Source organism: Pantanalinema sp. (genome assembly GCA_036704125.1).
Taxonomy (GTDB): Bacteria; Cyanobacteriota; Sericytochromatia; order S15B-MN24; family UBA4093; genus JAGIBK01.
This window is the reverse complement of the sequence record DATNQI010000090.1, coordinates 15,112-39,827: the sequence shown is the minus strand read 5'-3', so window position 1 is coordinate 39,827 and position 24,716 is coordinate 15,112. Positions and strand designations below refer to the sequence as shown.

Annotated in this window: 23 protein-coding genes; 10 read left to right on the top strand and 13 right to left on the bottom strand. The window is 68.1% G+C overall.

Annotated features, from left to right (window positions below):
- Positions 1-71 precede the first annotated feature (71 nt).
- Together V6D00_14340 and V6D00_14335 are read left to right on the top strand one after the other, a co-directional pair.
- Complete coding sequence (locus V6D00_14340) at positions 72-926, top strand: glycosyltransferase family 2 protein (protein HEY9900350.1); 855 nt, start codon at positions 72-74, stop codon at positions 924-926.
- The gene (locus V6D00_14335; protein ID HEY9900349.1) at positions 923-3,316 is read left to right on the top strand and encodes a lipid-A-disaccharide synthase-related protein; all 2,394 of its coding nucleotides are present in this window, start codon (positions 923-925) and stop codon (positions 3,314-3,316) included. The genes V6D00_14340 and V6D00_14335 overlap by 4 nt, the downstream gene beginning before the upstream one ends.
- Here the strand turns inward: V6D00_14335 and V6D00_14330 are convergent.
- A complete protein-coding gene (locus tag V6D00_14330) occupies positions 3,313-4,872 on the bottom strand; it encodes a glycosyltransferase family 39 protein (GenBank protein ID HEY9900348.1) in 1,560 nt (519 codons plus the stop codon). The two genes, V6D00_14335 and V6D00_14330, sit on opposite strands and share 4 nt — an antisense overlap.
- Before the next feature lie 147 nt (positions 4,873-5,019).
- Here V6D00_14330 and V6D00_14325 point away from each other — a divergent pair, with 147 nt between their 5' ends.
- Positions 5,020-5,220: a hypothetical protein gene (locus V6D00_14325; GenBank protein HEY9900347.1), complete on the top strand. Its 201-nt coding sequence runs from the start codon at positions 5,020-5,022 to the stop codon at positions 5,218-5,220.
- Between the two features lie 124 nt (positions 5,221-5,344).
- Positions 5,345-6,730: a DUF2079 domain-containing protein gene (locus tag V6D00_14320; GenBank protein HEY9900346.1), complete on the top strand. Its 1,386-nt coding sequence runs from the start codon at positions 5,345-5,347 to the stop codon at positions 6,728-6,730.
- An 18-nt stretch (positions 6,731-6,748) separates the two neighbouring features.
- On the opposite strand, the gene V6D00_14315 is transcribed toward V6D00_14320, so the two are convergent.
- The 8 genes from V6D00_14315 to V6D00_14280 all read right to left on the bottom strand — a co-directional run bounded on the left by V6D00_14315 (position 6,749) and on the right by V6D00_14280 (position 15,430).
- Complete coding sequence (locus V6D00_14315; GenBank protein ID HEY9900345.1) at positions 6,749-7,591, bottom strand: CPBP family intramembrane glutamic endopeptidase; 843 nt, start codon at positions 7,589-7,591, stop codon at positions 6,749-6,751.
- On the bottom strand, positions 7,566-9,305 hold the full coding sequence (locus V6D00_14310; protein HEY9900344.1) for an ABC transporter ATP-binding protein: 1,740 nt from the start codon (positions 9,303-9,305) through the stop codon (positions 7,566-7,568). The genes V6D00_14315 and V6D00_14310 overlap by 26 nt, the downstream gene beginning before the upstream one ends.
- Positions 9,302-10,612 (bottom strand): hypothetical protein, encoded by a 1,311-nt coding sequence (locus tag V6D00_14305; protein ID HEY9900343.1) that lies wholly within the window; start codon positions 10,610-10,612, stop codon positions 9,302-9,304. Before V6D00_14305 ends, V6D00_14310 begins: the two co-directional genes overlap by 4 nt.
- Before the next feature lie 93 nt (positions 10,613-10,705).
- Entirely contained in the window at positions 10,706-11,260 is a 555-nt protein-coding gene (locus V6D00_14300) for a MarR family transcriptional regulator (protein ID HEY9900342.1), read from the bottom strand.
- Between the two features lie 18 nt (positions 11,261-11,278).
- Positions 11,279-12,349: an Mrp/NBP35 family ATP-binding protein gene (locus tag V6D00_14295; protein ID HEY9900341.1), complete on the bottom strand. Its 1,071-nt coding sequence runs from the start codon at positions 12,347-12,349 to the stop codon at positions 11,279-11,281.
- Positions 12,350-12,466: 117 nt separating this feature from the next.
- Positions 12,467-13,426 carry a protein translocase subunit SecF gene (gene secF, locus V6D00_14290; protein HEY9900340.1) on the bottom strand — a complete coding sequence of 320 codons (960 nt, stop codon included), beginning with the start codon at positions 13,424-13,426 and terminating at the stop codon, positions 12,467-12,469.
- 8 nt (positions 13,427-13,434) lie between these two features.
- Complete coding sequence (secD, locus tag V6D00_14285; protein HEY9900339.1) at positions 13,435-14,724, bottom strand: protein translocase subunit SecD; 1,290 nt, start codon at positions 14,722-14,724, stop codon at positions 13,435-13,437.
- A 184-nt stretch (positions 14,725-14,908) separates the two neighbouring features.
- The gene (locus tag V6D00_14280; GenBank protein HEY9900338.1) at positions 14,909-15,430 is read right to left on the bottom strand and encodes a metal-binding protein; all 522 of its coding nucleotides are present in this window, start codon (positions 15,428-15,430) and stop codon (positions 14,909-14,911) included.
- Between the two features lie 68 nt (positions 15,431-15,498).
- Between V6D00_14280 and V6D00_14275 the strand changes: the two genes are divergently transcribed.
- Positions 15,499-16,293: a biotin transporter BioY gene (locus tag V6D00_14275; protein HEY9900337.1), complete on the top strand. Its 795-nt coding sequence runs from the start codon at positions 15,499-15,501 to the stop codon at positions 16,291-16,293.
- 9 nt (positions 16,294-16,302) lie between these two features.
- On the opposite strand, the gene rsmA is transcribed toward V6D00_14275, so the two are convergent.
- The 4 genes from rsmA to V6D00_14255 are packed head-to-tail and all read right to left on the bottom strand — an operon-like array spanning position 16,303 to position 20,172.
- On the bottom strand, positions 16,303-17,145 hold the full coding sequence (gene rsmA, locus V6D00_14270) for a 16S rRNA (adenine(1518)-N(6)/adenine(1519)-N(6))-dimethyltransferase RsmA (GenBank protein HEY9900336.1): 843 nt from the start codon (positions 17,143-17,145) through the stop codon (positions 16,303-16,305).
- On the bottom strand, positions 17,142-17,750 hold the full coding sequence (gene plsY, locus V6D00_14265) for a glycerol-3-phosphate 1-O-acyltransferase PlsY (GenBank protein HEY9900335.1): 609 nt from the start codon (positions 17,748-17,750) through the stop codon (positions 17,142-17,144). The genes rsmA and plsY overlap by 4 nt, the downstream gene beginning before the upstream one ends.
- A complete protein-coding gene (gene der / locus V6D00_14260; GenBank protein ID HEY9900334.1) occupies positions 17,750-19,075 on the bottom strand; it encodes a ribosome biogenesis GTPase Der in 1,326 nt (441 codons plus the stop codon). The genes plsY and der overlap by 1 nt, the downstream gene beginning before the upstream one ends.
- Positions 19,072-20,172, bottom strand: coding sequence for a Nif3-like dinuclear metal center hexameric protein (locus V6D00_14255; protein ID HEY9900333.1), 1,101 nt, complete (start codon positions 20,170-20,172; stop codon positions 19,072-19,074). Before V6D00_14255 ends, der begins: the two co-directional genes overlap by 4 nt.
- Positions 20,173-20,327: 155 nt before the next feature.
- Between V6D00_14255 and lysA the strand changes: the two genes are divergently transcribed.
- From lysA to holA, 5 genes are read left to right on the top strand one after another with little or no spacing between them, the layout of a single operon-like run.
- The gene (gene lysA, locus V6D00_14250; protein ID HEY9900332.1) at positions 20,328-21,674 is read left to right on the top strand and encodes a diaminopimelate decarboxylase; all 1,347 of its coding nucleotides are present in this window, start codon (positions 20,328-20,330) and stop codon (positions 21,672-21,674) included.
- A complete protein-coding gene (gene cdaA / locus V6D00_14245) occupies positions 21,674-22,516 on the top strand; it encodes a diadenylate cyclase CdaA (protein HEY9900331.1) in 843 nt (280 codons plus the stop codon). The genes lysA and cdaA overlap by 1 nt, the downstream gene beginning before the upstream one ends.
- A complete protein-coding gene (locus V6D00_14240; GenBank protein ID HEY9900330.1) occupies positions 22,516-22,893 on the top strand; it encodes a CdaR family protein in 378 nt (125 codons plus the stop codon). Before cdaA ends, V6D00_14240 begins: the two co-directional genes overlap by 1 nt.
- Positions 22,894-22,939: 46 nt before the next feature.
- Positions 22,940-23,698 carry a polyprenyl diphosphate synthase gene (uppS, locus tag V6D00_14235; GenBank protein ID HEY9900329.1) on the top strand — a complete coding sequence of 253 codons (759 nt, stop codon included), beginning with the start codon at positions 22,940-22,942 and terminating at the stop codon, positions 23,696-23,698.
- A 4-nt stretch (positions 23,699-23,702) separates the two neighbouring features.
- Positions 23,703-24,695 (top strand): DNA polymerase III subunit delta, encoded by a 993-nt coding sequence (holA, locus tag V6D00_14230; protein HEY9900328.1) that lies wholly within the window; start codon positions 23,703-23,705, stop codon positions 24,693-24,695.
- Positions 24,696-24,716: the final 21 nt, after the last annotated feature.

Here is a 24,716-nt window from a genome sequence, read left to right as displayed (position 1 = left end):
TCGAAACTTCCGCGCTGCGGCCCTTTGTCCCTTGAGCGTGCGACCTCGAATGCAGTAGACTGGAAGCACTTATGCTTGACGTTGCCGTCGTGATTCCCAACCTCAACGGGGAGGGCGTGCTCGAGTCCTGCCTGTCGGCCCTTGGCGCCGCGGCGGGCCCCCTGAGCACGCGGCCCATCATGGTGGACAACGCTTCGGGCGATCGAAGCGTGGAGCTGGTCCGACGCGCCTTCCCCGACGCCCTGGTCATCGAGAACGAGGAGAACCAGGGGTTCGCCAAGGCGTGCAACCGTGGAGGACGGGCCGTCGAGAGCCGCTACGTGCTGCTGCTCAACAACGACGTGACCCTCTCTGCCTCTAGCCTCGAGGCCATGGTGGCCTACGCCGACGCGCACCCGCGCGTGGGCGCCGTCACGCCGGTCATGTGCTGGCCGGACGGCCGCGCCCAGGGACCTCGCCTCGGGTGGCGGGGCCTGCTAGGCGAGGAGGCGGTCCGGCTTTCCTTCGCGCCCGGCACCTGCCTGCTCTTGCGGCGAGACGCCCTCGACGGCATCGGCTGGCTGGACGAGGGCTTCTTCTTCTACAACGAGGACCTGGACCTCTCCTGGCGCCTGGCGAAGGCGGGCTGGGGCATTATCTGCCTGCGCGGTGTTCGGGTCCAGCACCACGAGGGCGTCTCGACGAGAACCGACCTCTCGGTGCGGGCCCGGGCCATGGCCGAGGGCTACCGCGGGTCCCTCACCCTCGCGCGAAAGCACTACCCATGGGCCGTCGGCCCGGTGCGCTTCGCCTTGCGGCTCGAGATCGGCTGGCGCGCGAGAACCCTTGCCCGCAAGGAGCGCCGGGGTCTGATCCTCAGCGATCGCGAGCGCGCCTTCCTGATGTGCCTGCCTGCGGCCCGCGCCGCCCTGAGTGCGACGAGGTGAGCATCGAGCGCGTCGCCGAGCGGCGGATCCCGCTTCGTGACACCCGGGGGCCTTCCGCGGTACCCAGGGCGGCCTGGGTCCTCTTGCAAGCGGCCTTCTTCCTGCTCCCGCTCGCCTCTGTCCTGAGCGCGCTCATCGTGCTGGGTCTGGGCACCTACTTCGGCTGGCGCAAGGTTCGCATCGAGGTTCCGATCCCTGCCAAGAGCTGGTCGCTGCTCATGGCGCTGGTGGCCATATCGGCGGCCACCAGCGTCTCGCCGGGCATGAGCGCCGTTGCGATCCTGCTCTTCGGGGCCTACTTCACCCTCATCTGGGTCGTGGGGCTCATGCTCGACTCCCCGCAGCGGGTCTGGAGCCTCTGCCGCAACATCTTCTGGACGACGGTCTTCTGGGCGCTCGTCGGGATCGGCCTGGTCTACTCCAAGGTCTTCTTCACCTACCAGTCGCCGCTGCTCAACATCCAGCTCGGCACCTGGGACCACCGCGCCGCCTCCATCTTCTACCACCCGAACATCCTCTCGGCTTACCTGATCCTGGCCAGCGGGATCGGGATGATGCTCATGTTCCAGCGCCGTCGCAAGGAGCGCATCGTCGTGGGGCTCGGCCTCCTCGTCATCATGGTCTGCCAGGTGCTGACCAGCTCCCGATCGGGCTGGATCGGGACGGTGGCGACCTTCTTCTTGATCGGCATCCTGGTCGATCGGCGGATACTCGTCACGCTGGTGGGCGGGGTCTCGGCGGCCATGATGGCCTTCTGGCCGATGGTGATGCCGCGCCTTCAGACGCTCGCCCAGACGGACTTCGCAAGCAACCACCACCGGGTCCTGGTCTGGAAGAGCGCGCTGGCCATGATCCGCGAGCGGCCGCTGACCGGCTGGGGCCCCGGCACGTGGCCCCTGGTCTACCCGAAGTTCGAGGATCCGTCGATCCTCGAGAAGATGCCGCACGCTCACAACATGTACCTCATGATCGGGGCCGAGTTCGGCCTGGTCGTGCTGGTCGTTCTGCTGGGCGTCTTCATCTCGCTGGCCGTCAAGGCGACGATCGATACCCGAAAGACCCCGTGGCACGCTCACGTGGCCATCCTGGGCTGCAGCATCGTCGGTTACCTGGTGGTCGGCTTCTTCGACTTCATCTTCACCGAGGGCCGCAACAGCATCCTCTTCTTCGGCATGCTCGGGATGCTCGTGGCCATGCGCCGCTTCAAGCCCGAGCCCCGGCGCGAGATCAAGCGGATCCTCTTCGTGAGCAACGGTTTCGGCGAGGATCGCATCGCGAGCACCATCGCCAGGCGCTGGCCGAGGGCCAAGGCCGAGCTCTGGGCCATGCCGATCGTGGGCGAGGGGAGCGCCCTGCGCGCCGCAGGAGCCGCCATCGTCGGCCCCACGCGGTCCATGCCGTCCGGGGGGTTCATCCTCCGCAGCCCCCGGGCCCTATTCAGGGACCTCTATCACGGACTCGCGGGCCTGACGATCCGCCAGATCCTCGCCGTGCGCGCCCTGCGCTCGGAGGTGGATCTGGTCGTCGCCGTGGGCGACGTGGTGCCCCTTTACTTCGCCTGGCTCACCGGTGCGCCCTTTGTCTTCGTCGGCTGCGCCAAGTCCGATCACTACCTCGGGGGCCGCTTCGGCAGCTACGGTCTCTTCGAGCGCTGGTTCATCCGTCACCCGCGCTGTCGCGCCGTCTATGCGCGCGACGGGGTGACTGCGAGCAACCTCGTCGCGCGCGGCTTCCTCGCTCACGACCTGGGCAACCCCATGATGGACGAGCTGCAACCCACGTCGCGCCCCCTCCCGCTGCGGCCTGGAGCCGTGGCCATCGGCATCCTGCCGGGCAGCCGTGACGAGGCGTACGCCAACATGGGCGCCCTGGCCCTGGCCTGTCGGGCCGTGGCGCGCTCGGCACCCGAAGGGCGCAAGGTCGACTTCTTCGCGGCGATCGCCGAGAGCCTCGACGTGGTTCGGCTGGCCGTCGAACTCGCCGACCAGGGATGGGTCCTCGAGGGCGACGTGGAAGCGATAGCCGGCCCGGACGGCGTCCGGATCCAGCTCTGCCGTAATCGTTTCGGGGACTGGATCCACCGGGTCGAGGCGGTCATCGGGATGGCGGGCACCGCCAACGAGCAGTGCGTCGGAATGGGGCTGCCGGTCCTCACCTTCCCGGGGAACGGGCCTCAGTTCAACCCGGCCTTCGCCGAGGCCCAGACCCGCCTGCTCGGGGAGTCGGTGGTGCTGTGTCCGGCGGATCCCGGGGCGATCGCAGGCATGCTATGGGAGGTCCTGGGGGATCCCGACCGGCTCGCGCGGATCCGCGAGAACGGCCGAATCAGAATGGGCACGCCGGGGGCCTCGGCGCGAATCGCCGAGCACGCTTCAAGCTTCGTCGGTTAATGAAGCCGGAGCGGGGCGGTGACGAACACCATGCCGCTCGCAGAGGCGCTGAGCCGCGCGCCAGCGAGCCGAGGCCCGATCGCCGCCCACTCCTCCGCGCTCAGCAAGGCCGTCTCGCCTGGGCCCCAGGCGGCGGCCAGCACGTCGGCCGTCACGAGCCGCTCGGGCCGATCCAGGTAGTAGACGAACGAGGGGCGCGTCGTGGCGCCCAGGTAATTGATCCCGCGCGCGGCAGGGACCTGCTCGGCGGCCACCGCGGCGAACGGACGCAGGTCCGGCGAGAAGCGGGTCTCCCACTGGATGTTGGCCGGAATGAGCCCAAGCAGGCCGAGATAGGCGCTCGCCGCGACCACCCAGGGGCCTTGCCGGTGACGGGGGCCTGAGAGCAGCCGGCCCCCTAGGATCACCCCCAGTCCAAGCACGGCGACGCCGATGACGTAGCCCCGGTCTCCCGGCGTCGGCGAGAGGATGAGGTAAGGGATGCCCCCGACCAGGAGGAGGGCGCCGAGGACCTGCCAGGCCCTGCCGAGGCCAACAGCCGGCGCCTTGCGGGCCATGAGGTGGTCGAGGTAGGCGCCGACCATCAGCGCCAAGCCGGGGTACATCGGCACCACGTACCACGGAAGCTTGGTGGCGGCCATGGAGAAGGCCACCAGGACGCCCCCGCCCCAGCAGGCCGAAAGGCGGATGGCGCGCGCCTCCCGGTGACGCCAGGCGTAGGGGATGGCCGCCACCAGCACGAGAAACCAGGGGTGATTCTGCGCGGCGAGCTGGATCAGGTAGAACCAGGGCCCCCCCTGGTGGCCGTCCATGGCGCTTGCAGCGCGGCCGAGGACATGGATCCCCAGGTGGCTCTGCACGAACTCCATCCCGTACCGGCCCCACTGAGCGGCATACCACGGGGCAAGGCAGGTCCCGCCGAGGAGCAAGCCCAGCAGCAGCCATGGGGACCCCCATGCGTAGGCCCTGCGCTCCAGGATGGCGAAGGCGAGGCACACGAGCGCGAGCAGGATGGCGAGCGGCCCCTTGATCATCCAGACCGCGGCGAGCGCGAGGCCGAAGCCGATGCCCCAGCGGCCGTCGCGCCGTGAGGCGAGGAAGGTCGCGATGCCGAAGGTGAACGCCAGCGTGAGCGGGCCGTCGAGCATGGCCATCCGGCCCGCCTTGACGAAGGGGAGGGTCGTCAGCAGGACGAGCGCCGAGAGAAAGGCGGCCCCTTGCCGTTCGAAGACCATCCGCCCGATCCAGAAGAGGACCGCAACGCAGGCCGCGGAACAGAGCGCGGATGGGAGGCGGGCGGCCCACTCGCTCGCGCCGAAGACCTTGAAGCTCAGGGCGATCGCCCAGATGGCGAGCGGGGGCTTGTCGAAGAAGGGGGCGCCGCGCCACTGCAGGGTGACCCAGTCGCCCGAGCGGATCATCTCCTTGGCGACCTGCCCGTACCAGGCCTCGTCCCAGTCATAGAGGGAGTCAAGGCCGAGCTGGAGGCCGAACATCAAGAGCGCCAGCGCGAAGAGGAAAAGGGAGAGCCTGAGGGTTTGGCGTGGGGTGGGCATCGGAACCTTCGATCGGTGGTTAGCACCGTGATGATACTCGATCTCGACGAGGAATCGCCAGGCGCATGACGCGCCCTGACGGTGGTTGCGACCACCTGGCGAAAGGAGTAGGGTGGGGCACCATCCGCCCGAAGAGGAGAGAGCGTCATGAAGAAGGTGATGGAACGCAAGGAGCGCCCGGTGCTCGGTGGCGAAGCGGCCAACCGGCACGACCCGGAGAACATGATCCAGGAGCTCGAGCTGGATCCGAACCAGTCCGTTCCGGGCAAGCTCTTGGAGACCGAAGAGCCCGAGCTGCACTACCAGGTCGTCGATTTCCGCGAGCCGACCAAGCACAGCACGCCCTGACCCGTGGGGGGCGATCAACAAGGCCCCGATGGCGCGCCGAATTCGAGGATGCCGGTCTTGAAGTCGCGAAGTCTTCTGATACCATACTTGTATGCTTATCGACTTCTACAATCGTCATCGCTTCTTGATCGTAGCCATCGGGGCGACTGTGCTCGTCCTCCTGCTCGCCAGCGTTTTTCGCCACGCGATGCTGCAGTCCAACCTGTTCGATCTGGGGATCTTCGATCAGGCCGTCTACCTGATCAGCCGCGGGGCCACCCCGTACGTGACGACCCTTGGTTTTCACATCATGGGGGATCATGCGGCTCTCGTCCTCTATCCCCTCGCGCTCCTGTACGCGCTCTTGCCGCACGTGTACTGGCTCTTCCTCGTTCAGGCGCTGGCCCTTGCGCTGGGTGCGGTTCCGGTTTTCCTGATCGCCCGCAAAGAGGGCCTCTCCCCCGAATGGAGCAGGATCGCGACGATCGCCTACCTGGCCTATCCCGCCCTGTTCAACATCAACCTCTTCGACTTCCATACCGAGGTGGTGGGCTTGCCGGCCCTGCTTTGGGCCGTGTGGGCAGGCCTCTCGCGTCGCTACGCCCAGCTCGCCGTCGCGGTCGCGATCGTCCTGGCGAGCAAGGCCGTGATGAGCTTGACGGTCGTGATGCTCGGCGTCTGGCTCTTCCTGAAGCGCGAGCGCCTCGCAGGCGTCTGCGTGAGCGCTGCGGGTTTCGGGTGGTTCTACCTCTCGACGAACGTCGTCATCCCGGCGTTCGCGGGGGGGCCGCCCGTGGCGGTAGGCCGCTACAGCTACCTTGGGCATTCCCTCGCCGAGATCGCCTGGAACGTCCTCACTCAGCCAGGGCTCGTGCTGGGACGCGTCTTCGGTCCGGATGCCCTGGTCTACTACATCGGCCTGCTCGTTCCGGTCGCGCTCGGCATCCACTGGCGCAAGGCGACGGTCATGGTCCCGGCGCTCGCGATGCTCCTGATGAATGTCCTGTCGGACGTGTCGGCGCAACGGGATCTGGTGCACCAGTATTCGTTGCCGATCTTCCCCTTTCTCATCCTCTGGCAGCTCCAGTCGCTTAGACACTTCGAGCTCAGCGGAACGCGCCGATGGCTCACGCCCCGCCTGCTCGGGGTTTGGATGCTCATCAGCTTCCTGGCGCTCGCCAAGTTCGGCTACTTCTTCTCGCTCTACACCACGCGGCTTTCCAACCGGCCTGCTGCCCAGCAGGCCATGCGCCAGATCACCGGCCCGGGCGGCGTCCTGAGCGAGTCGGCGTTCGCCTCGCACCTGTCTCACCGCGAGCGGATCGAGATGATCAACACCACGACCGAGCCGACCCCGGAGTACCTGGGGCGTTACGCTTACGTCCTGATGGACACCACGAATCCCGCCTGGTGCAACTCTCTCGAGTACAGCCGCGCCCTGCTGCAGCGCCTGGAGGCTGATCGGCGCTTCCGTCGCGTCTTCAGCGAGCAAGGTATTCAGCTCTTCGCGCGCAGCGACTCCGCCAACTGAGGTCGGCTCGGGATCCGCTCAGCGGCTCGTCTGGCGCCTGTCCATGTAGATCATCGCGGCGAGGAAGCTGAGCAAGACAAGGCTCATCAACAGTCCCGAGATGGGGTGTCCGTAGCCCGTCCAGACGAGCCGGTTCGCGGCGTAGTCCCAGAGGTTCAGGCGGCTCGAGAGGGTGATGAAACAGACCCAGAGCCCGTGCATCACGATGCCCGTCACCAGGGTCCTGCGGCGGTAGGCGGTGTAAGCCAGGATGAGCCCGGTCATGAAGAGGCCGAAAAACGGCACGATGCTATCGACCGGGCGCAGCCCCGGCCTGATGAAGTGCACGCTCGCGAACACCGCCGCGCTCAGCGCAAGAGCGGTGGCCGGGCGTCGGTCCCTGAGCAGGGTCTGCAGCAGCACGCCGCGAAAGACGATCTCCTCGACGACCGCGAAGCCCGCCCCGGCAATCAGCGCCGACGCGATGATCGAAGGGGGCCACTGGGCGGGCGGCCGGTAATGCGTCCAGCCGAGGACGAGGCCGAGGGCGTAAACCGCGGCGATCCCGCCGCCTCCCAGCAGCAGGCCTTCCAGAAAGGCCCTGCGAGAGAAGCGAAGCCCCAGATCTAGGGGCAGGCGGCCTTCCCAGACCAGCCAAAAGCAAGCGGTCAGGACGAGCAGCGCCAGGTAGAGGCCGATGGAATAGGTGTCCTTCACCTGCTGGGGCAGGCCATCCAGCTGCGCCAGGGCCGCCCACTCGAGGTGGAAAACTCCCTTCAGCAGCAGGCCCCACAGGACCATGAAGCCCATGATCGCAGCGAGCAGCAGCAAGAGCGATCCCCACGAGGGGAAGCGCTTACCGGGCGCTGGTCTGATGGTCATACCACTTGGAGTAAAGGCCGCCTTGGGCGAGCAGATCGGCGTGGGAGCCCTGCTCCAGGACCCGCCCCTCGGCGAGGGTCACGATGCGGTCCGCCTTCTGGATGGTCGAGAGGCGGTGCGCGACGATCAGGGTCGTGCGCCCCTGCATGAGGCGCTCGAGGGCTTCCTGGACCTGGGCCTCGGACTCGGTGTCGAGCGCCGAGGTCGCCTCGTCGAGGATCAAGAGGCGCGGATCCCTCAAGAGCGCGCGCGCGATGGCGATGCGCTGGCGCTGGCCGCCCGAGAGCGACGCTCCGCGCTCCCCTACCCGGGTCTCGTAGCCGTCGGGGAAGGCGGAGATGAAGGCGTGGGCGTTGGCGGCGCGGGCCGCGGCCGCGATCTCGGCGTCGGTGGCGTCAAGCTTGCCGTATCGGATGTTGTCGGCGATGCTCCCCGAGAAGAGGGCCGACTCCTGGGAGACGTAGCCCACTTGCTGCCTTAGCCAGCCGCTGCGCAGCTCGCGCAGATCGACGCCATCGAGGGTGACGCTGCCCGCCTGCGGATCGTAGAAGCGCTGCAGCAGCTTGGTGACCGTCGTCTTGCCGCTGCCGCTGGGGCCCACCAGGGCGACCACCGAACCGGCCTCCACCCTGAGCTCGAGGCCCGAGAGCACCGGCAACATGCCGTCGTAGGCGAAGACGACCCGGTCGAAGACGATGTCGCCGTGAAGGTGAGGCAGGGTGCGCGCGCCGGGACCGTCCTCGAGGGCCGCGGGCGCGTCCATCACCTCGAAGATGCGATCGAGGGCGCCCGCGGCCTGCTGGATCTTGCCGACCGCGTTGGAGACCACCAGCACCGGGTCGATGCAGACCCCGACCGCCGCCGCGAAGGCGAGCAGGTCTGGGACGGTGAGCTGGTGGTTGAGGATCTCCCAGCCGCCCATCCAGAACACCGCGCCGATGGCCAGGATCTGGAGGAAGCCGACCACCGGGGTCTGGAGGGCCTGCACCTGGGCGCCGCGCAGGGTGGCGAGCAGGTGGTCGCGGTTGAACGACGCGAAGCGCGCCGCCTCGTGCCCCTCCTGGCCGAAGCTCTTGACCAGGAGCACGTTGGAGAGGCGCTCGTTCAGGTAGGCGAGCATGTCGCCGACCCGGCCCTGGGCGGTCGCGGACCAGTCGCGCAGCCGGTGGGAGAACATGCCGATCGCCCAGCCCACCAGGGGCATGCCGAGGACCGCGAGCGCCGCAAGGTGCCAGTTGAGGACGAAGAGGTAGGAGATGGCGCAGACCACGATGATCAGGCTGGGCACCAGCTCGGCCGTGGCGACCACCAGGGCGTCCTTCAGGAGATTCACGTCGCTGACCAGCCGCGCCGCGAGGTCCCCCGAGGCCCGCCGCTCGAAGTAGGCGAGGCTCTGCGCCTGAAGCCGCTCGAACAGGGCCGTGCGCAGATCCGCGATCGCATGCAGGGCCATGGATGCCGAGGCGAGGTTGGCCAGCCAGGTGAAGAGGCTCTTGCCGGTGTAGACCGCGATCAGGGCGAGGACCAGCGCGTTGAGCTTGTCGAGGCTGAGAGCGGCGAAGGTCTCGGCCGCCTGGCGCGCCACCGAGATGCTCGCGAGCGTCGAGAGCGAGGTCAGGACGATGGCCGCGATCCCTCCCAGGATGAGGGGCCAGTAGGGCCGGACGTACGGAATCAGGCGGCCCCAGAGGCCGGGGAAGGCGCGGCGCGTCATGCCTCGGCGTCCGGTCGCGTCGGGACGGCAGGGGGGATCGCGCCTGCGAGGTCGTGATCGGCTCGGGCCAGCACCTCCCGGATGGCCTCCACCGTCTGGGCGGCAGCCCCGGGCTCTCCCATGGCCTGGTGAAGGGCCAGGCGGATGGCACGGCTGCGCTCGGGATCGGTCAGGATGGCCTCGGCGAGGGCGGCCACCTCCTCGGGGGCGATGACGCCCACGAGCTCCGGGGTGATGGCGCTTCCGGCCCGCTGGTTGGGAAGGGCCGCGAACTTGAGGCCCTTGGCGAGCGCGAGCACCACGGCGCGCTTGAGCGGCTTGCCGACGAGCGGCAGGTTGCCGATCTGGCCGGCGAGGCCGTCGAGCGGGATCTCCTCGGGCTTGTTGAGGGGCAAGAGCACGATCATCGGAACCCCGAGGATCGCAAGCTCTGCGGTGTTGGTGCCGGGCACCGTCAGGGCGAGGTCCGCCACTGCCATGCCCGAGTAGTGGTGCTCGGGGCCGATGATCCGGACGCTCGCCCCGCCGGGGGTGAGGATCGTCGGGCCCTCGCTCGTTTGAACCAGGCGTCCGCCGCACCCGCTCGTGACCCGGTGGAGCCGCTCGTCGTCGAGCGCCTCCTGGAGCTGCGAGAGCGGCGTGAAAGGGGACTGGTGCAGCACGAACTGGATCGAGGGATCGTTCTCGTAGAGCAGATCCGCCGCCTTGAGCAGCAGAGGGGTGATGTACTTGACCTTGAAGGGCTTGCTGCCGGGCAAGAGGCCCACGACCGGGGCGTCCGCCGAGAGGTCCAGCCTGGCGCGGATCTCGTGGGGGTCGTACTGGGGACGCACCGCGTCGACCATCAGGTTGCCGGCCAGGGTGATCTTTCGCGGATCGATCCGCTTGGCGCGCATGGCGAGGTACACGTCGCGATCGCTCACCAGGAAGCGCGCCACCCAGGGCGCCCAGCGGCCGGTCGTCTCGGTGTAGGTGATGAGCGGAAAACCGGTGCGGCCGCTCATCATGACCCCGAAGGCCTGGTCGCCGCCAAGGAACAGGACGACGCCCTTCTCGCGCAGCGGCTCGGTGGAAGGCAGACGACCGCCGAGCAGGTAACGCACGGACTCGGTGGGATCCCAGACGCGGATCCCGAGGCCCCAGCCCTCGATGGTGCGGCGCTCTTCACCGCTCGCGTGGGGGCAGGGCACCAGGGCGACGGTGATGCGCGCCTCGGGCATGGCGCCGCGAAGCTGGCGCGCGACGGGCCTGACCCAGGTCGAGACCTCGCCAGGGCCGTTGCTGATGATGATGAGGTCTGGCTGCATCGTCCCTTCCCTGCAGCGGGCAAGAATCGGCTGAAACGACCGATGGCCCTTGGTTCCGGGTCGATTGTACCCTGCCGAGCAAGCAGCGTAAAGTCAAGTGCGCTCGATCTCGGTCCCCAGAAAGGCGAGATGGGACTGGTTGACGACGCAGTCCTTGAAGCAATCGTCCCCGCAGCGCTGGCAGGTCCCGGCGATGAGGGCCTTGTCGGTCATGAAGGTCGCCGTGATGAAGCCCTTGAGGCCGCGCAGCATGGCCTTCTGGTCCTCGGCGGACATGCGCGAAAGGATCGCCTCGAGGCGCTCGCGGCGCGCGACCTTGAGGGCCTCGACCAGCTCCTTGCCCTCGGGGGTGAGGGCGAGCTCCGACTGGCGGCGATCGCGCTCGCCCTCGCGCCGGGTGACGAGGCCCTTGAGCACCAGCCTGTCCACGGCCTTGGTGGCGGCCGGGTAGCTGATGCCGAGGCCCGAGGCCAGATCCCCCACGCAGTTGGGGTCGTGGCGCGACAGGAACTGGATCGCCTCGACCTGCGCGTGCGTGATGTCGTGGTCGGAGACCTCGCCCAGGCGCTCGGTCACGAGCACCTGGTGGACCAGATCGCCGAACAGGGCGAAAAGCGTCTCGGCGTCACGCAGCAGCAGGTCTTTCATGGGCGTCGATCCTCGAGGCTAGCCGAGCACCGGCAGCTCGAGCCGCGCGAAGTGGCGGACCGAGACCTGGCCGGCCATGTGGCGGGCGATCGTACGGAAGGCCTCGGCCTGGGGCGACTGGGGCTCGGCGACGAACACCGGCTTGCCCTCGTCCCCGCCCGCGCGGATCTTGGGATCGAGCGGGATCTCGCCGAGCAGGGGCAGGCTCGTGAGCTCGCTGGTCCGGGCGCCGCCGCCGGTCGAGAAGATGGGGGTCGAATGGTCGCAGTTGGGGCAGACGAAGGTGCTCATGTTCTCGATGATCCCGAGGATGGGCACCTGCGCGGGCAGCTGCTGGAACATCCTGAGGCTCTTCATGCCGATCTGCTGGGCCACCGGCTGGGGGGTGATGACGATGGCCACCCCGGACAGCGGGATCTGCTGGCTGAGGCTCAGGGGCACGTCGCCGGTGCCGGGGGGCAGGTCGATCAGGAGGTAGTCGAGGTCGCCCCAGCTGACGTCGCGCACGAACTGCTGGAGCACCCCCGCGAGCATGGGCCCGCGCCAGATCACGGGGTCCTCGGGGCTCTTGAGCAAGAAGCCCATTGACATCAGCTTGATGCCGTACTTCTCGAGGGGCAGGATCTTGCCGTCCAAGATGTAGGGCTTCTCGTTGACGCCCATCATCAGGGGGATCGACGGGCCGTAGATGTCCGCATCCAGCACGCCGACCTTGGCGCCGGTCTCGGCGAGGGCCAGGGCGAGGTTGAGGGTCACGGTCGACTTGCCGACCCCCCCCTTGCCCGAGCCGATGGCGATCGCATGCTTGATGCCGGGCACGGCCGAGGGCTGGAGGGAGACGGGCACGCTCGCGCCCCATGTGATCTCCACGTCGGTGATGCCAGGGACCAGGCGCTTGACCGCCTCGACGCAGTCGGCCTCGATCTTGCCCTTGAGCGGGCATGCCGGGGTGGTGAGGATGACCTTGAAGCGCGCGACGCCGCCCTCGACCTCCACCTCGTCGATCATCTTGAGCGTGACGAGGTCCTTGTGAAGCTCGGGGTCGTTGACCGTCGAGAGGGCTTTGATGACTTGTTCTGCCGTTGCCATGGCGGGAGAGGCCTCCTATGTCGGTGATTCCAATGGATAAATATTAACGCGGTTAAGCGATATCGGCAAGCGAAAGCCCCTCGCCCGGAGGGGCGAGGGGCTGAAAAGCGACGGTGGCTAGGCCGTGGTCTTGGCCGCGGTCTGGGCGCCGTTGGGCTTGTTGCCCCGCTCGCGCAGGAGCACGAGGATGGGGCCGGCGTTGAAGATCGACGAGTAGGCGCCGATCACCACGCCGATCAGCATGGTCAGGGTGAAGAAGAAGATGGTGTGGCCGCCGAGGATCACCAGGGGCAGCAGCGTCAGCACCAGGGTCAGCGAGGTGTTGATGGAGCGCGCCAGGGTCTGGTTGACGCTGGCGTTGGCGATCTGGCCGAAGGTGTCGCCCTTCTTGGCAAACTTGAGGTTCTCCCGGAAGCGGTCGAAGATGACGATGGTGTCGTGGACCGAGAAGCCCATGATCGTCAGGATCGCGACCACCAAAAGACCGTCGGCCTCGGCGCCGAGCACCAGGCTGAAGATGGCGAAGGTGCCGAGCATGATGACGCCGTCGTGGACCATGGCGATGATGGCCGAGAGGGCGAAGTCGAACTGGTAGCGGAAGGTGATGTACAGCAGGATGCCGAGGATGCCGAAGCCAAGCGCCATGGCGGCGTTGCGCAGCAGCTCCTTGCCGATGGTGGGACCGACCGACTCGAGCCGGAAGTGCGGCTCGTTGAAGCTACCGACCTTGCGAAGGTCTTCCTTCAGCGACAGGGACTTGTCCTTGTCGAGGTAGGGGGTGCGGATGCTGAACGTCTTCTCGTCGGTCGCGGCGGTGATGTGCGGCTCGATGGCCTGCTTCTCGAAGACCCCGCGCACGGCCTCGATCTTCTCGGGCTGGTCGAAGGTGACCTCCATGAGCGTGCCGCCGGTGAAGTCGATGCCGAGCTTGACCGGCGCTCCGAAGCGCTGGAAGCAGATGGCGATCGCGATGATGCAGGGGATCAGGATGGCGATGGAGACGCCGAACCAGAGGCCCTTGTGGCCCATGACGTCGAGGGCGTGCTTTTCCGTCTGGATGTTCTCGTTGGTTGCCATGGTTCCTCCTAGCTAGCCTTCTTCGTGGCGGTCTCAGGCAGCTTGACGCCGAAGTAGACCGGCGACTTCAGCCCCTTGCCGCCGCCTTCGAGCAGGGCGTGCAGGAGGGCGCGGCTGACGGTGATCGCGGTGAAGAGCGACACGATGACGCCGATGGCGAGCGTGAGCGCGAAGCCGCGAACCAGGCCGCTTCCGAAGTAGTAGAGGATGGCGCAGGTGAGCAGGGTGGTCGAGTTGGAGTCGAAGATCGAGGTGAAGGCTCGCTTGAAGCCGATCTCGATGGCCGAGTAGAGGCCGCGGCCGTTCTTGAGCTCCTCCTTGGTGCGCTCGAAGATGAGCACGTTGGCGTCGACCGCCATGCCGATCGAGAGGATGAAGCCCGCGATGCCGGGCACCGTCAGGGTGACGGGGATCAGCTTGAAGATGGCGAAGACCAGCACCGCGTAGATCGCGAGGCTGATGTCCGCGACCAGGCCGGGCAGGCGATAGTAGGCGAGCATGAACAGGGCGACCAGAGCGAAGCCGATGATGCCGGCGGTCACCGAGGCCTTGACGGTGTCCTGGCCGAGGGTCGGGCCGACGGTGCGGGTCTCGACCTCCTCGAGGGGCACGGGCAGCGAGCCCGCCTTGAGCTGGACGGCGAGCATCTGCGCCGACTTGGCGTCGAAGCTGCCGGTGATCTGGGCCGAGCCGCCGAGGATGGGGCCCTCGATGCGCGGGGCCGAGACCTCGGTGTCGTCGAGCCGGATGGCGACGGGCTTGCCGACGTTGCGGCTCGAGATCTCGCCGAAGAGCTTGGCACCCTCGCTGTTGAACTTGATGGCGATCTGCCAGCCGCCCTGCGGGCTGGGCTCGGCCTTGGCCTCGGTGAGCATCGCGCCGTCCAGCGGGGTCTTGACCCAGGCAGGCTGGCTGCCGCTGGCCGTCATGGGCGCCTGGACGCCGGCGGGCAGCTCCCAGAACGTGAGGTGGGCCGTCTTGCCCAGCAGCTCGCGGGCCGCGTCGGGGTCCTTGACGCCGGCGAGCTCGACGACGACCTGGCGATCGCCCTTGCGCTGGATGACGGGCTCGTTGACGCCGGTGGCGTCCACCCGATTGCGCACGACGGCGATCACGCTCTGCATGACCTCGGGGGTGACCTTGATCTTCTCGGTGTCCTTTGCCTCGAGGACAAGGTGCATGCCGCCCTGGATGTCCAGGCCGTACTTGGTCGGGAATTGCTTCTCGTCCTGGATCACGTAGAGCGCCCCGAGGGTGAGGAGCACCACGACCAGGAGCAGGAGTTTCCTAGGGCTCAACGATTCGCCTCCTAAAGGATGTCAGGCCTCACGCCGGTGACGGGTGGGTACAGGCTGCGACCGACCGGGATGAAGTGGACTAAGAACGCTCGAAAACGAGCCTAAAAAGTCTTTAGCAGTATAGGCAGCGACCTAGGCAATGTCAAACTTACGAGCCGATCGCCGCGGTACCGGATGGGCGGCTTCAGCGCCGCCTTCGGCGCCTTCCGAACGCGCGCCGCGCTAGCGAGACGCTGACGTCCGCCCAGGTGTGAAGGGCCCCGCCGAGCCAGATCCCCGCGAGCGCCACGCCGAGGCCGACGGGATCCGTGCGCCTTACGCCCGAGAGATCCCGGGGGAGGATCCCCTGCAGGTCGAGCCCCGGGACGTAGGTGGCGAAGAGCGCGTAGGCGATCGCTCCGGCCACGGCCACCACCAGGGTGAAGTAGGCGAGCCGCACGGCAAGGCTCGCGATCACGCCGTGGGTCCAGACGGATCGGTGGCGGAACATGCGCTGGTAGGGCCACCAGATCCAGCGCAGGGGCCCCCAGCGGTAGTACTGGACGCTCTTCACGTCCAGGTCGGGCCCGAACATGAGCCCGCCGAACAGCACCCCGGCCGCCGCGAGCAGCGCATGGACCAGGGATCCGGCGTAGGCGTAGGCGGCCCATGCGGCGGGCAAGGCGAAGAGGTAGGTGATGCGATCGTGGGTCCGTCCGGACGGCATTGGTTTCCAACCCTCTCTCGATGGGCTACAATTGCGGTGATCGCTGCCTACACCGCAGGGGATGCCTGTTGCTCAAGCTGCTCCGCACGGCCTTATTCGCAAGCCTGACCGCCCTCGGCACCTACGTCGCGGTTCCCTTGCCGTACGCGGTGTTCGGCGAGGTGCACCTGCCGAACGCGATGAGGGCGTGGTCCTTTGGCGCCCTCAGCATCGGTCTGTATACCACATCCGCCCAGGCCATGGCGCTGGGGGCTGCTGGTACCTTCCTGGGTCCCGTCGGAGCGTTCGCGGCCCAGGGGGCCTACCTGCTTCTGGGCCTCGCCGGCGTCCCGGTCTTCGCCGACGGGGGAGGCCTCGCCTACCTGCGTTCGCCGAGCTTCCCCTTCCTCATCACCTTTCCGTTCGCAGCCTGGCTGATCGCCCGGCTCGCGCCGCACGGGGGGCTGAAGCGTCGCTGGAAGGCGTTGATGGCTGGGCAACTGCTGGTGCTCGGGGTGGGGACCCTGTTCGAGATCATCGGCGCTGGCCACCTCGCGGTTCCGGCGGCCTGGGGGGCGCACGCCTGGCCTGCCTCCCAGACCCTCATCGGGCTGATGCTCGCCATGCTGCCCTTCGCCGTGGGCGGAGCGGTCGGAGACTTCTTCACCGCGCTCTTCACCCCGGCGCCGATTGCGACCCCGCCCGTGCGCGAGAGCCTGCCCGCCCCCGCCCCGGAGCGGGTGCCGACCATGCCCATCCCCGTCCAGCGCCAGCTGCCCGGACCGCCCGATCGCATCAAGCTGGGCGAAGCTCCCAAGCGCCAGAAAGCGATCGAGGGGCCGCCCGAGCGCGTTTCCTTGCCCAAGCAGCCCCCCGAATCCTAGCGAATTTCCTTACAGCAGGGCGCGCGAGAGCGCGGCGAACTCCTCGAGGCTGAGCGTCTCACCGCGTCGCGCCGGATCGATCCCCGTCGCCGCGAACGCCGCTTCCAGTCTCGCCTGCTCGAATCCCGCCCCCTTGAGAGCGTTCACGAGGGTCTTGCGACGCAGCCCGAAGGCTCCGCGCACCACCTGGAAGAACCGCCGGGGATCCGGCACGTCGATGGGAGCGACCTTGCGGGGCTTGAGCATGACGACCATCGAGTCGACCTGCGGCCGCGGGACGAACGAGCTGCGCGGGACGCGGATCACCGGCGTGATCTCAGCGGCGTACTGGCAGATGACGGAGAGCGAGCCGTAGTCCTTGGTCCCGGGTCTGGCCAGAAGGCGGCGCGCCACTTCCTCCTGCACCATCAGGATGATGCGCTCGGGCCACTCCGCGACCGACTCGAGCGGCTCGCGCTCGATGGTTTCGCTGTGGAGCAGCTTGAGCAGAATGGGCGAGGTGATGTAGTAGGGGATGTTGGCGACGACCTTGGTGCCCGCCTCGCTCAGCCCGAGCTCGGCGAAGCTGGTCGCCAGGAAGTCCCCCCACACCACGCGAAGGTGAGGTTGCTCGGCCTGTAGGGCTTCCAGGGTGGACGTCAGGCGCGTGTCGATCTCGACGGCGACCACCTCGCCGGCCTCCTCGAGCAGCCCCCGGGTCAAGGCACCCTGGCCCGGGCCGATCTCGAGCACCTTGTCCGCCTTTGTGAGCTCGGCGGCCTCGACGATCGCCGCCGGGACGGCGGGATCCTTGAGGAAGTTCTGGCCGAAGCGCTTCTTGGTACGGAAGCCCGGGGTCGAAGAAGTGGTCATGGTTTCCTTGCGGCCATCCGGGGCTCCTGGCCCTTGCGGAGGCGATCGATGTTCGAGCGGTGACGGATGACGATGTAGAGGGCGGCCGCGACGCCGAAGAGGACGGAGGGCAAGGCTTGCCGGAAGATCAGCATCCACAGGGGCAGCGAGGCCGCGGCCACGATCGAGGCCAGCGAGACGATGCGGCCGGCAAAAAAGACCGACGCCCAGACCCCGAGCACCGCGAGCCCCACCCAGGGCGAGAGGGCGAAGATGACCCCGGCGCCGGTGGCCACCGACTTGCCCCCCTTGAGGCCGAGGAAGACCGAGCGGCTGTGGCCGAGGATGGCGAGCACCCCGAACAGCAGGGGCACCCACCAGTCCAGGTGAGCGGCGCTCGCGATGGCTACGGGCAGGCAGCCTTTGAGGAAGTCCAGCACGAAGCAGGCGATGCCCGGCGCGCGGCCGAGCACGCGCACCACGTTGGTCGCGCCCACGTTGCCTGAGCCGTGGGCGCGGATGTCGATCCCGTAGAAGATGCGGCCGATGATCAGGGCGAAGGGGATCGACCCGAAGACGAAGGTCGCAAGCGCCCCACTCGCGACCACGACCACAGGCGCGTTCATCAGCCCTGCTTCTCGCGGCGCGGGCGGAAGATCAGGCGGATCGGGGTGCCCGCGAAGCCGAAGGCCTCGCGGATCTTGTTCTCGAGGTAGCGCTTGTAGTGCTCGGTGACCAGCTTCGGCTCGTTGCAGTAGTTGATGAAGGTCGGAGGCGCCGAGGCGACCTGGGTTACGTAGTAGATGCGCAGACGGCGCCCGTGGCTCGCCGGCGGCGGGTTCATCGCGGTCGCCTCGGCCATGACCTCGTTGATGACGCCGGTGGTGATGCGGCGGGTGTTCTCGGCCGCGGCGGCCTCGGCGGCCTCGAGCACCTGGGGCACGCGCTGGCCGGTGAGCGCCGAGATGAAGATGACATGGGCCCACTTGACGTGGCGCAGCTCCTCCTCGAGCTTCTTGCGGTAGGCGGGCATGGTGTGGGTGTCCTTGGGGACCAGGTCCCACTTGTTGACCGCGATGACCAGGCCCTTGCCCGAGTCCTCGGCGATGCCCGCGATCCGCTGATCCTGCTCGGAGACGCCCTCGGCCCCATCGATCATCATGACGATCACGTCCGCACGCTCGATGGCCTTGAGGGCGCGCACGACCGAGAACGCCTCGACGCCGTAGTCGACCTTGGCCTTCTTGCGGATGCCTGCGGTGTCGACCAGGGTGTAGTGCTTGCCGTCGATCTCGAGGCGCGTGTCGATGGCGTCGCGGGTGGTGCCGGCGACCGGCGAGACGATCATGCGCTCGTGACCCAGCAGCGCGTTGGTCAAGGAGGACTTGCCGGCGTTGGGCTTGCCGATCAGCGCGATGCGCAGCTCCTCGGGGGGCGGCTCCTCGCTCTCGGGGGGGAAGGCGTTGACGATCTCGTCGAGCATGTCGCCGATGCCCAGGCCGTGCATCGACGACATGGGGCGCGGCTCGCCCAGGCCGAGCTCGTAGAACTCGTTGGCCTTGGGATCCTCGGAGACGTTGTCGAGCTTGTTGACCGCGAGGATCAGGGGCTTCTTGGAGGTGCGAAGCAGGTTGGCGATGTCCTCGTCGACCGGGGTGACGCCCACCTCTCCGTCGACGACGAAGACGATGACGTCGGCCTCTTCGACGGCGAGCATGGCCTGCTTCTCGACGGACTGGAGCAGCTCCTCGTCCGTGCCGGGGACGATGCCGCCGGTGTCGACCACGACGAAGTCGCGGCCGTTCCAGTCTGCGCGCAGGTAGAGGCGATCGCGGGTGACGCCGGGCATGTCGTGAACGATGGCCTCGCGGCTACCGACCAGGCGGTTTATGAACGTCGATTTGCCCACGTTGGGGCGGCCGACGATGGCGACGACGGGCAGGGAGTTCATTTGGTCAGTACCTCGAAGGGCTCCGGTTCGGCGAAGCCGGTGATGGGAACGGTGTTTGGCACGAGGGCCTTAAGGTGATCGACGACGAAGGCGACGACCGGCTGTTCGGTCGCCTGGTGTCCCGCCTCGAGCATGGCGAGGCCCTGGGCCTCGGCCTCCAGGGCAGCGTGGTAGCGGACCTCGCCGGTGATGAACAGCTCGACGCCCTGGGCGAGGGCCGCTCCGAAGAGGTCCCCGCCGGCGCCCGAGCAGACTCCGACCCGGCGCACGAGGCGCGCGCGATCGCCCACCAGGCGAAGGCTACGCGGGTTGATTGCAGCCTGGACCCGCTCGGCGATGGCCTGGACGGTCATGGGCTCCGGAAGCTCGCCCCAGAGGCCGATGCCGTAGGGCTCCCCTCCGTTCTCGAGCCTCACCACGTCGTAGGCCGGAACCTCGTAGGGGTGCGCCTCGTGAAGGGCGCGCAGGACGGCGCCTCGGACCCTGGCGGGAACCAGCACCTCGACCCGGGTCTCGGGGCCCTGGTGGCGCTCCCCGACGCTCCCCACGGCGGGCTTGGCGCCCGAGAGGGGACGGAAGGTCGCGGTCCCCTCGCTGCGGAAGGACGCCTGATCGTAGGGGCCGATCCGGCCGGCGCCCGCCGCCCAGAGGGCCTCGAGCAGTGCAGGCGCCGCCTCGGTGGGGACCCATGCGACGAGCTTGTACCAGGCCTCTGTGCCCTCGACCTGGAGGATGCGGTCCAGGGGCAGGCCGAACAGGGTCGCCAGGTGATGGTTGCAGGCGGTGGCGTCCAGGTTGGTGTGGGCCGCGTAGCAGGCGATGCCGGCCTTCGCGAGGGCCTCGACGGTGCGACCGGGCTCCCTGCGCGTGTCGAGGTTCTTGGTCGCCTTGAAGAGCAGGGGGTGGTGGGCCACGACGAGGTTCGCCCCCGCGCGCTCGGCGGCTTCCACCGCGGCCAGCGAAGGGTTCACCGTCACCAGCACGCCGGTGCAGGGGCGATCGGGGTCCCCGAACTGCATGCCGCAGTTGTCCCAGCCGGCCGCGTATGAGAGCGGGGCCAGGGCTTCGAGGTGGGCAAGGATGTCTCGGATGCGCATGGGCTTTCGATTTCGGCGTGGCAGCGGCCGCGAGGCGCGCCTGGATTCGGGCAAGGCCCCATGATACCACAAGCCCGCATGAGGCTGATTTCCGGGGGGGCGGCATGTTATAATCATCGGACCCCGCTCACATTGCTCCCCAACAAGGACGGTCCATGCCCCTAGCCGAGCAGGCCTGCAACCAGCGCATCCGGCCCGTGACCGCGCACGTCAATGCGCACGGTCGCTGGGAGATCGGAGGGTGCGACCTCGTCGAGCTGGCGCGCACCTACGGGACCCCCCTCTACGTCATGGACGAGGACACGCTGCGCACGGCGGCACGGACCTACCTCGACGCCCTGAAGGCTCACTACCCGGGGCCTTTCGAGGTCCTGTTCGCGAGCAAGGCCCTGTGCAACATGGCGATCAACCGCCTCCTGCACGACGAGGGGCTCGCCACCGAAGTGGTCTCGGGCGGCGAGCTCTTCACCGCCCTCAGGGCGGGGATCCCGCCCGAGCGGATCCACTTCCAGGGCAGCAACAAGAGCCCCGAGGAGATGCGCCTCGCCCTCGAAGAGGGGATCGGCCGCTTCATGGTCGACAACCTGGACGAGCTCCACCAGCTCAGCGCCATCTCCAGGGAGATGGGGGTGCGCCCCCAGCTGCTCTTGCGCCTGACGCCCGGCATCGAGGCGCACACCCACGAGTACGTTCGCACCGGGCACGTGGACACCAAGTTCGGCTTCGACCTGCCCCACCAGCTCGACGAGGCCATGCGCCACGTGGTCGCGAGCGACCACCTCCAGTTCATGGGGTTCCAGGCCCACATCGGCTCGCAGATCTTCGACATCGAGCCCTTCTTGCTCAACGTGGACGTCCTGCTCGACTGGGCCTTGCGCGTCGAGCAGACCTACGGCCTGCGCGTCGAGGAGCTCGACGTGGGAGGCGGCCTGGGGATCGCCTACACCGGCGAGGACGACCCGCCCTCCATCCCGGCGCTAGTCGCGGCCATCGCCGAGCGGGTCCAGACGGGCTGCGCCGAGCGGGGCCTCAAGCTGCCCAAGCTCCTGGTCGAGCCGGGCCGGTCGATCGTCGGCACCGCGGGGGCCACGGTCTACACCGTGGGCACCCGCAAGGACATCCCCGGGGTGCGCACCTACCTCTCGGTGGACGGCGGCATGCCCGACAACCCTCGCCCCATCACCTACGGGGCGCGCTACGCGGCGGATCCCGTCCAGACCGGCGAGTGCTACGAGACGGTCACCCTCGCGGGCAAGTGCTGCGAGTCGGGCGACATCCTGATCGACTCGCTGAAGCTCCCCAGGATGGCCGCCGGCGAGCTGGTCGTGCTGTGGGGCACCGGCGCCTACTGCTACTCGATGGCCTCCAACTACAACCGCCTGGCCAGGCCCGCCATGGTGCTCGTCAGCGACGGTCGGGCCGACGTGGTGGCCGAGCGCGAGACGCTCGCAGACCTGGTGGCGCGCGATCGCCTGCCGCCGCGCCTCGGGGGCAGCCGCTGATGGCCTACTGGCTCGCGATCCTCCAGCAGTTCGCCACCAACCTCCGCTGGCAGGACCTGCTCGACATCCTCCTGGTCAGCGCGGTCCTGTACCGCCTCTTCCTGCTGATCAAGGGCACTCGAGCGGTCCAGCTGCTGCGCGGCGTCTTGCTGCTTTTGGTCGCCTACCTGCTCAGCCGGGCGCTGCAGCTCAACACCATCACCTGGCTCGTCCAGAGCGCCGCCACCATGATCATCGTGGCGATCCCGGTGGTGTTCCAGCCCGAGCTGCGCCGCGCCCTGTCGCTCCTCGGCCAGGGCGAGCTTTTCCGATCCGAGCTGTTCGGCAAGACCTCGACCGACACCAGCCGGGTGGTCGATGAGGTGGTCATGGCGGTCCGGATGCTGAGCGCCCGAAAGATCGGCGCCCTCATCATCCTGGAGCGCCAGACGGGCCTCAACGAGTTCATCGAGACGGGCACCACCATCCAGGGCCTGATCTCGGCGGACCTCTTGACCTCGATCTTCTTCCCCAACTCGCCGCTGCACGACGGCGCGGTCATCATCCGCGGCGAGCGCATCGTCGCGGCGGGCGCCCTGCTGCCCCTTTCCGAGAACTTCCGGCGCGCCCAGAAGCGCCCCATCGGTACGCGGCACCGCGCGGCGCTGGGGCTCTCGGAGACGACGGACGCCTTCGCGGTGGTCGTCTCCGAGGAGACGGGCGTCATCTCGGTCGCCCAGATGGGCCAGCTGCAGCGGCACCTGACCGAGGACGACCTGCGCGGGATGCTCTCCGGGCTGTACCAGGCCCCGCGCTCGGGCACCATGAACCTCTCGCTGCCCATGTTCCGGAAGTCAAGCTGATGCTCTCGCTCTGGGCCAAGGAAGAGAGCAACCGCGGGTTGCAGGTGATCGCCGTCCTGATGGCGATCACGCTGTGGCTGTTCGTCGGGCTGATCCCCCGGATCGACAGCGACAAGCGCAAGATGACCGTCGGGGTCAAGGTCAGGAACGCGCCGGAGGCCCTCGCCCTGCGGACCGATCCTCCCGTGGCCGAGGTCACGGTCGTGGGTCCCAAGACCGCGATCTACAAGCTGAACGACGAGGACCTGGAGGTCTTCGTCGACCTCAAGCATCGCTGGCAGGGCCGCACGACGAATGTGCCGCTCAACATCTCGGGGCCCCCCGGGGTCAGCTGGGAGCTGAGCCCCCCCGAGGTCCGGATCGTCCAGCCGCACTAGTCCACCACCAATCTGCCGCATGGTTCCCCAAGAGGACGGAAACACGATGTCATCCAAAGCAAGCAAGATCGATCCGGCGAAGGCATGGGAGGGGCTCGACCCCAAGCGTCTCCCGCAGCACGTCGCCGTGATCATGGACGGGAACCGTCGCTGGGCTCTCAATCGTCTGCTGCCCGGCAAGCACGGCCACAAGGCGGGGGTCGAGACGCTGCGCGAGCTCGTCAAGGCGTGCCTCGACCTCGGCATCAGCTACCTGAGCGTCTATGCCTTCTCCACCGAGAACTGGAACCGGTCCTCGGACGAGGTCGGCTACCTCTGGGCCCTGTTCGAGGAGTCCCTGCTCAAGGAGGTCGAGGGGCTCGACGAGTACGGCGTCCGGATGCGCTTCATCGGCGAGATCGACGAGCTGAACCCCAAGATCCGCGCCTCGATCCAGCAGGCCGAGTCGCGCACCGGATCCAACGCCAAGCTGACGCTGAACATCGCCATGAACTACGGCGGCCGCCGAGAGATCCTCGAGGTGGTCAAGGCGGTGTCGCGCGCGGCCAAGGCCGGCCAGATCGACGCCGACGCGCTCGACGAGGCGCGGCTTTCCGGCTTCTTCTACACCGCGGGCCAGCCCGATCCCGACCTCTTGATCCGCACCAGCGGCGAGTACCGGATCAGCAACTACCTGCTGTGGCAGCTGGCTTACACCGAGATCTACATCACCGACACCCTCTGGCCCGACTTCCGCCGCGATGATTTCCGACTGGCCCTGCTGGACTTCCAGTCGCGCGATCGCCGCTTCGGGGCGCGGCCCTAGGGTCATGGCCTCGCCCAGCCCCGTCGTCCTCCTGTGGGGGGACGACACCTACGCCCTCAAGGCCGCCGAAGAGGACCTCATCGCGCGGATCGTCGATCCTGCTTTCGCCTCGCTCAACCTCAACCTGCTCGAAGGCCCTTACACCGCCCCGAGCCAGGCCGTGGCGGCGGCGGGGACCATGCCCTTCGGGCCCGGCGGGCGCCTCGTGATCGTCCGGGACTGCCCCTACTTCTCGGCGGGCAAGTTCACGGGCGACGACGAGGTCGAGGTCCTGGCCGAAGCCGTCGAGCGGGGCCTCCCCCCGGGCTGCCACCTCGTCCTCTCGGTGCCGCGCGGGATCGACAAGCGCCTCTCGCAGACCAAGGCGATCGTGGCCAAGGCCGAGGTGCGTGAGTTCTCCCTGGGCAAGAGCTGGGACGACCGGCCCGCCATCGAGTGGCTGATGAACGAGGCGCGCACCGACGGGGTCAAGCTGGGGAACGACGTTGCCCAGGCCCTGGTCTCGGCGCTGGGGAGCGATCGCTGGCGCCTGCGAAGCGAGCTCTCCAAGCTCGCCACCTATGCCGCGGGCGCCCCCATCTCGCTCGAGATGGTGCAGCTTCTCTCGCCGCCCGGCGAGACCGACGTGTTCGCGATGCTTCAGGCCATCGCCGATCGCAAGCCGGTCGCTGCGATCGCGCGCCTGCGCAAGCTCCTGGTCACCGAGGCCGCCCTCAAGCTGCTCGCCACCATGGCCACCATGATGCGCGGCTGGCTGAGCGCCAAGCTGCTCGCCGAGCGCGGCATGAACGCGGACGCGATCGCCCAGGCCCTCGGCGCCAAGTCCAGCTACAAGATCAAGAAGGACCTGGATCAGTGCCGGGCCTGGTCGTCAGGCCAGCTGCGGGGGGCGCTCGCCCTGCTCCTCGAGGCCGACGTGGCCCTCAAGACCGGCTCCGGCCGCGGCCTGGAGGCCCTTCAACTGGAGAAGCTCCTCGTTCAGCTCTCGCGCCTGTAGCCCCTTCTTTCGGATCTCACT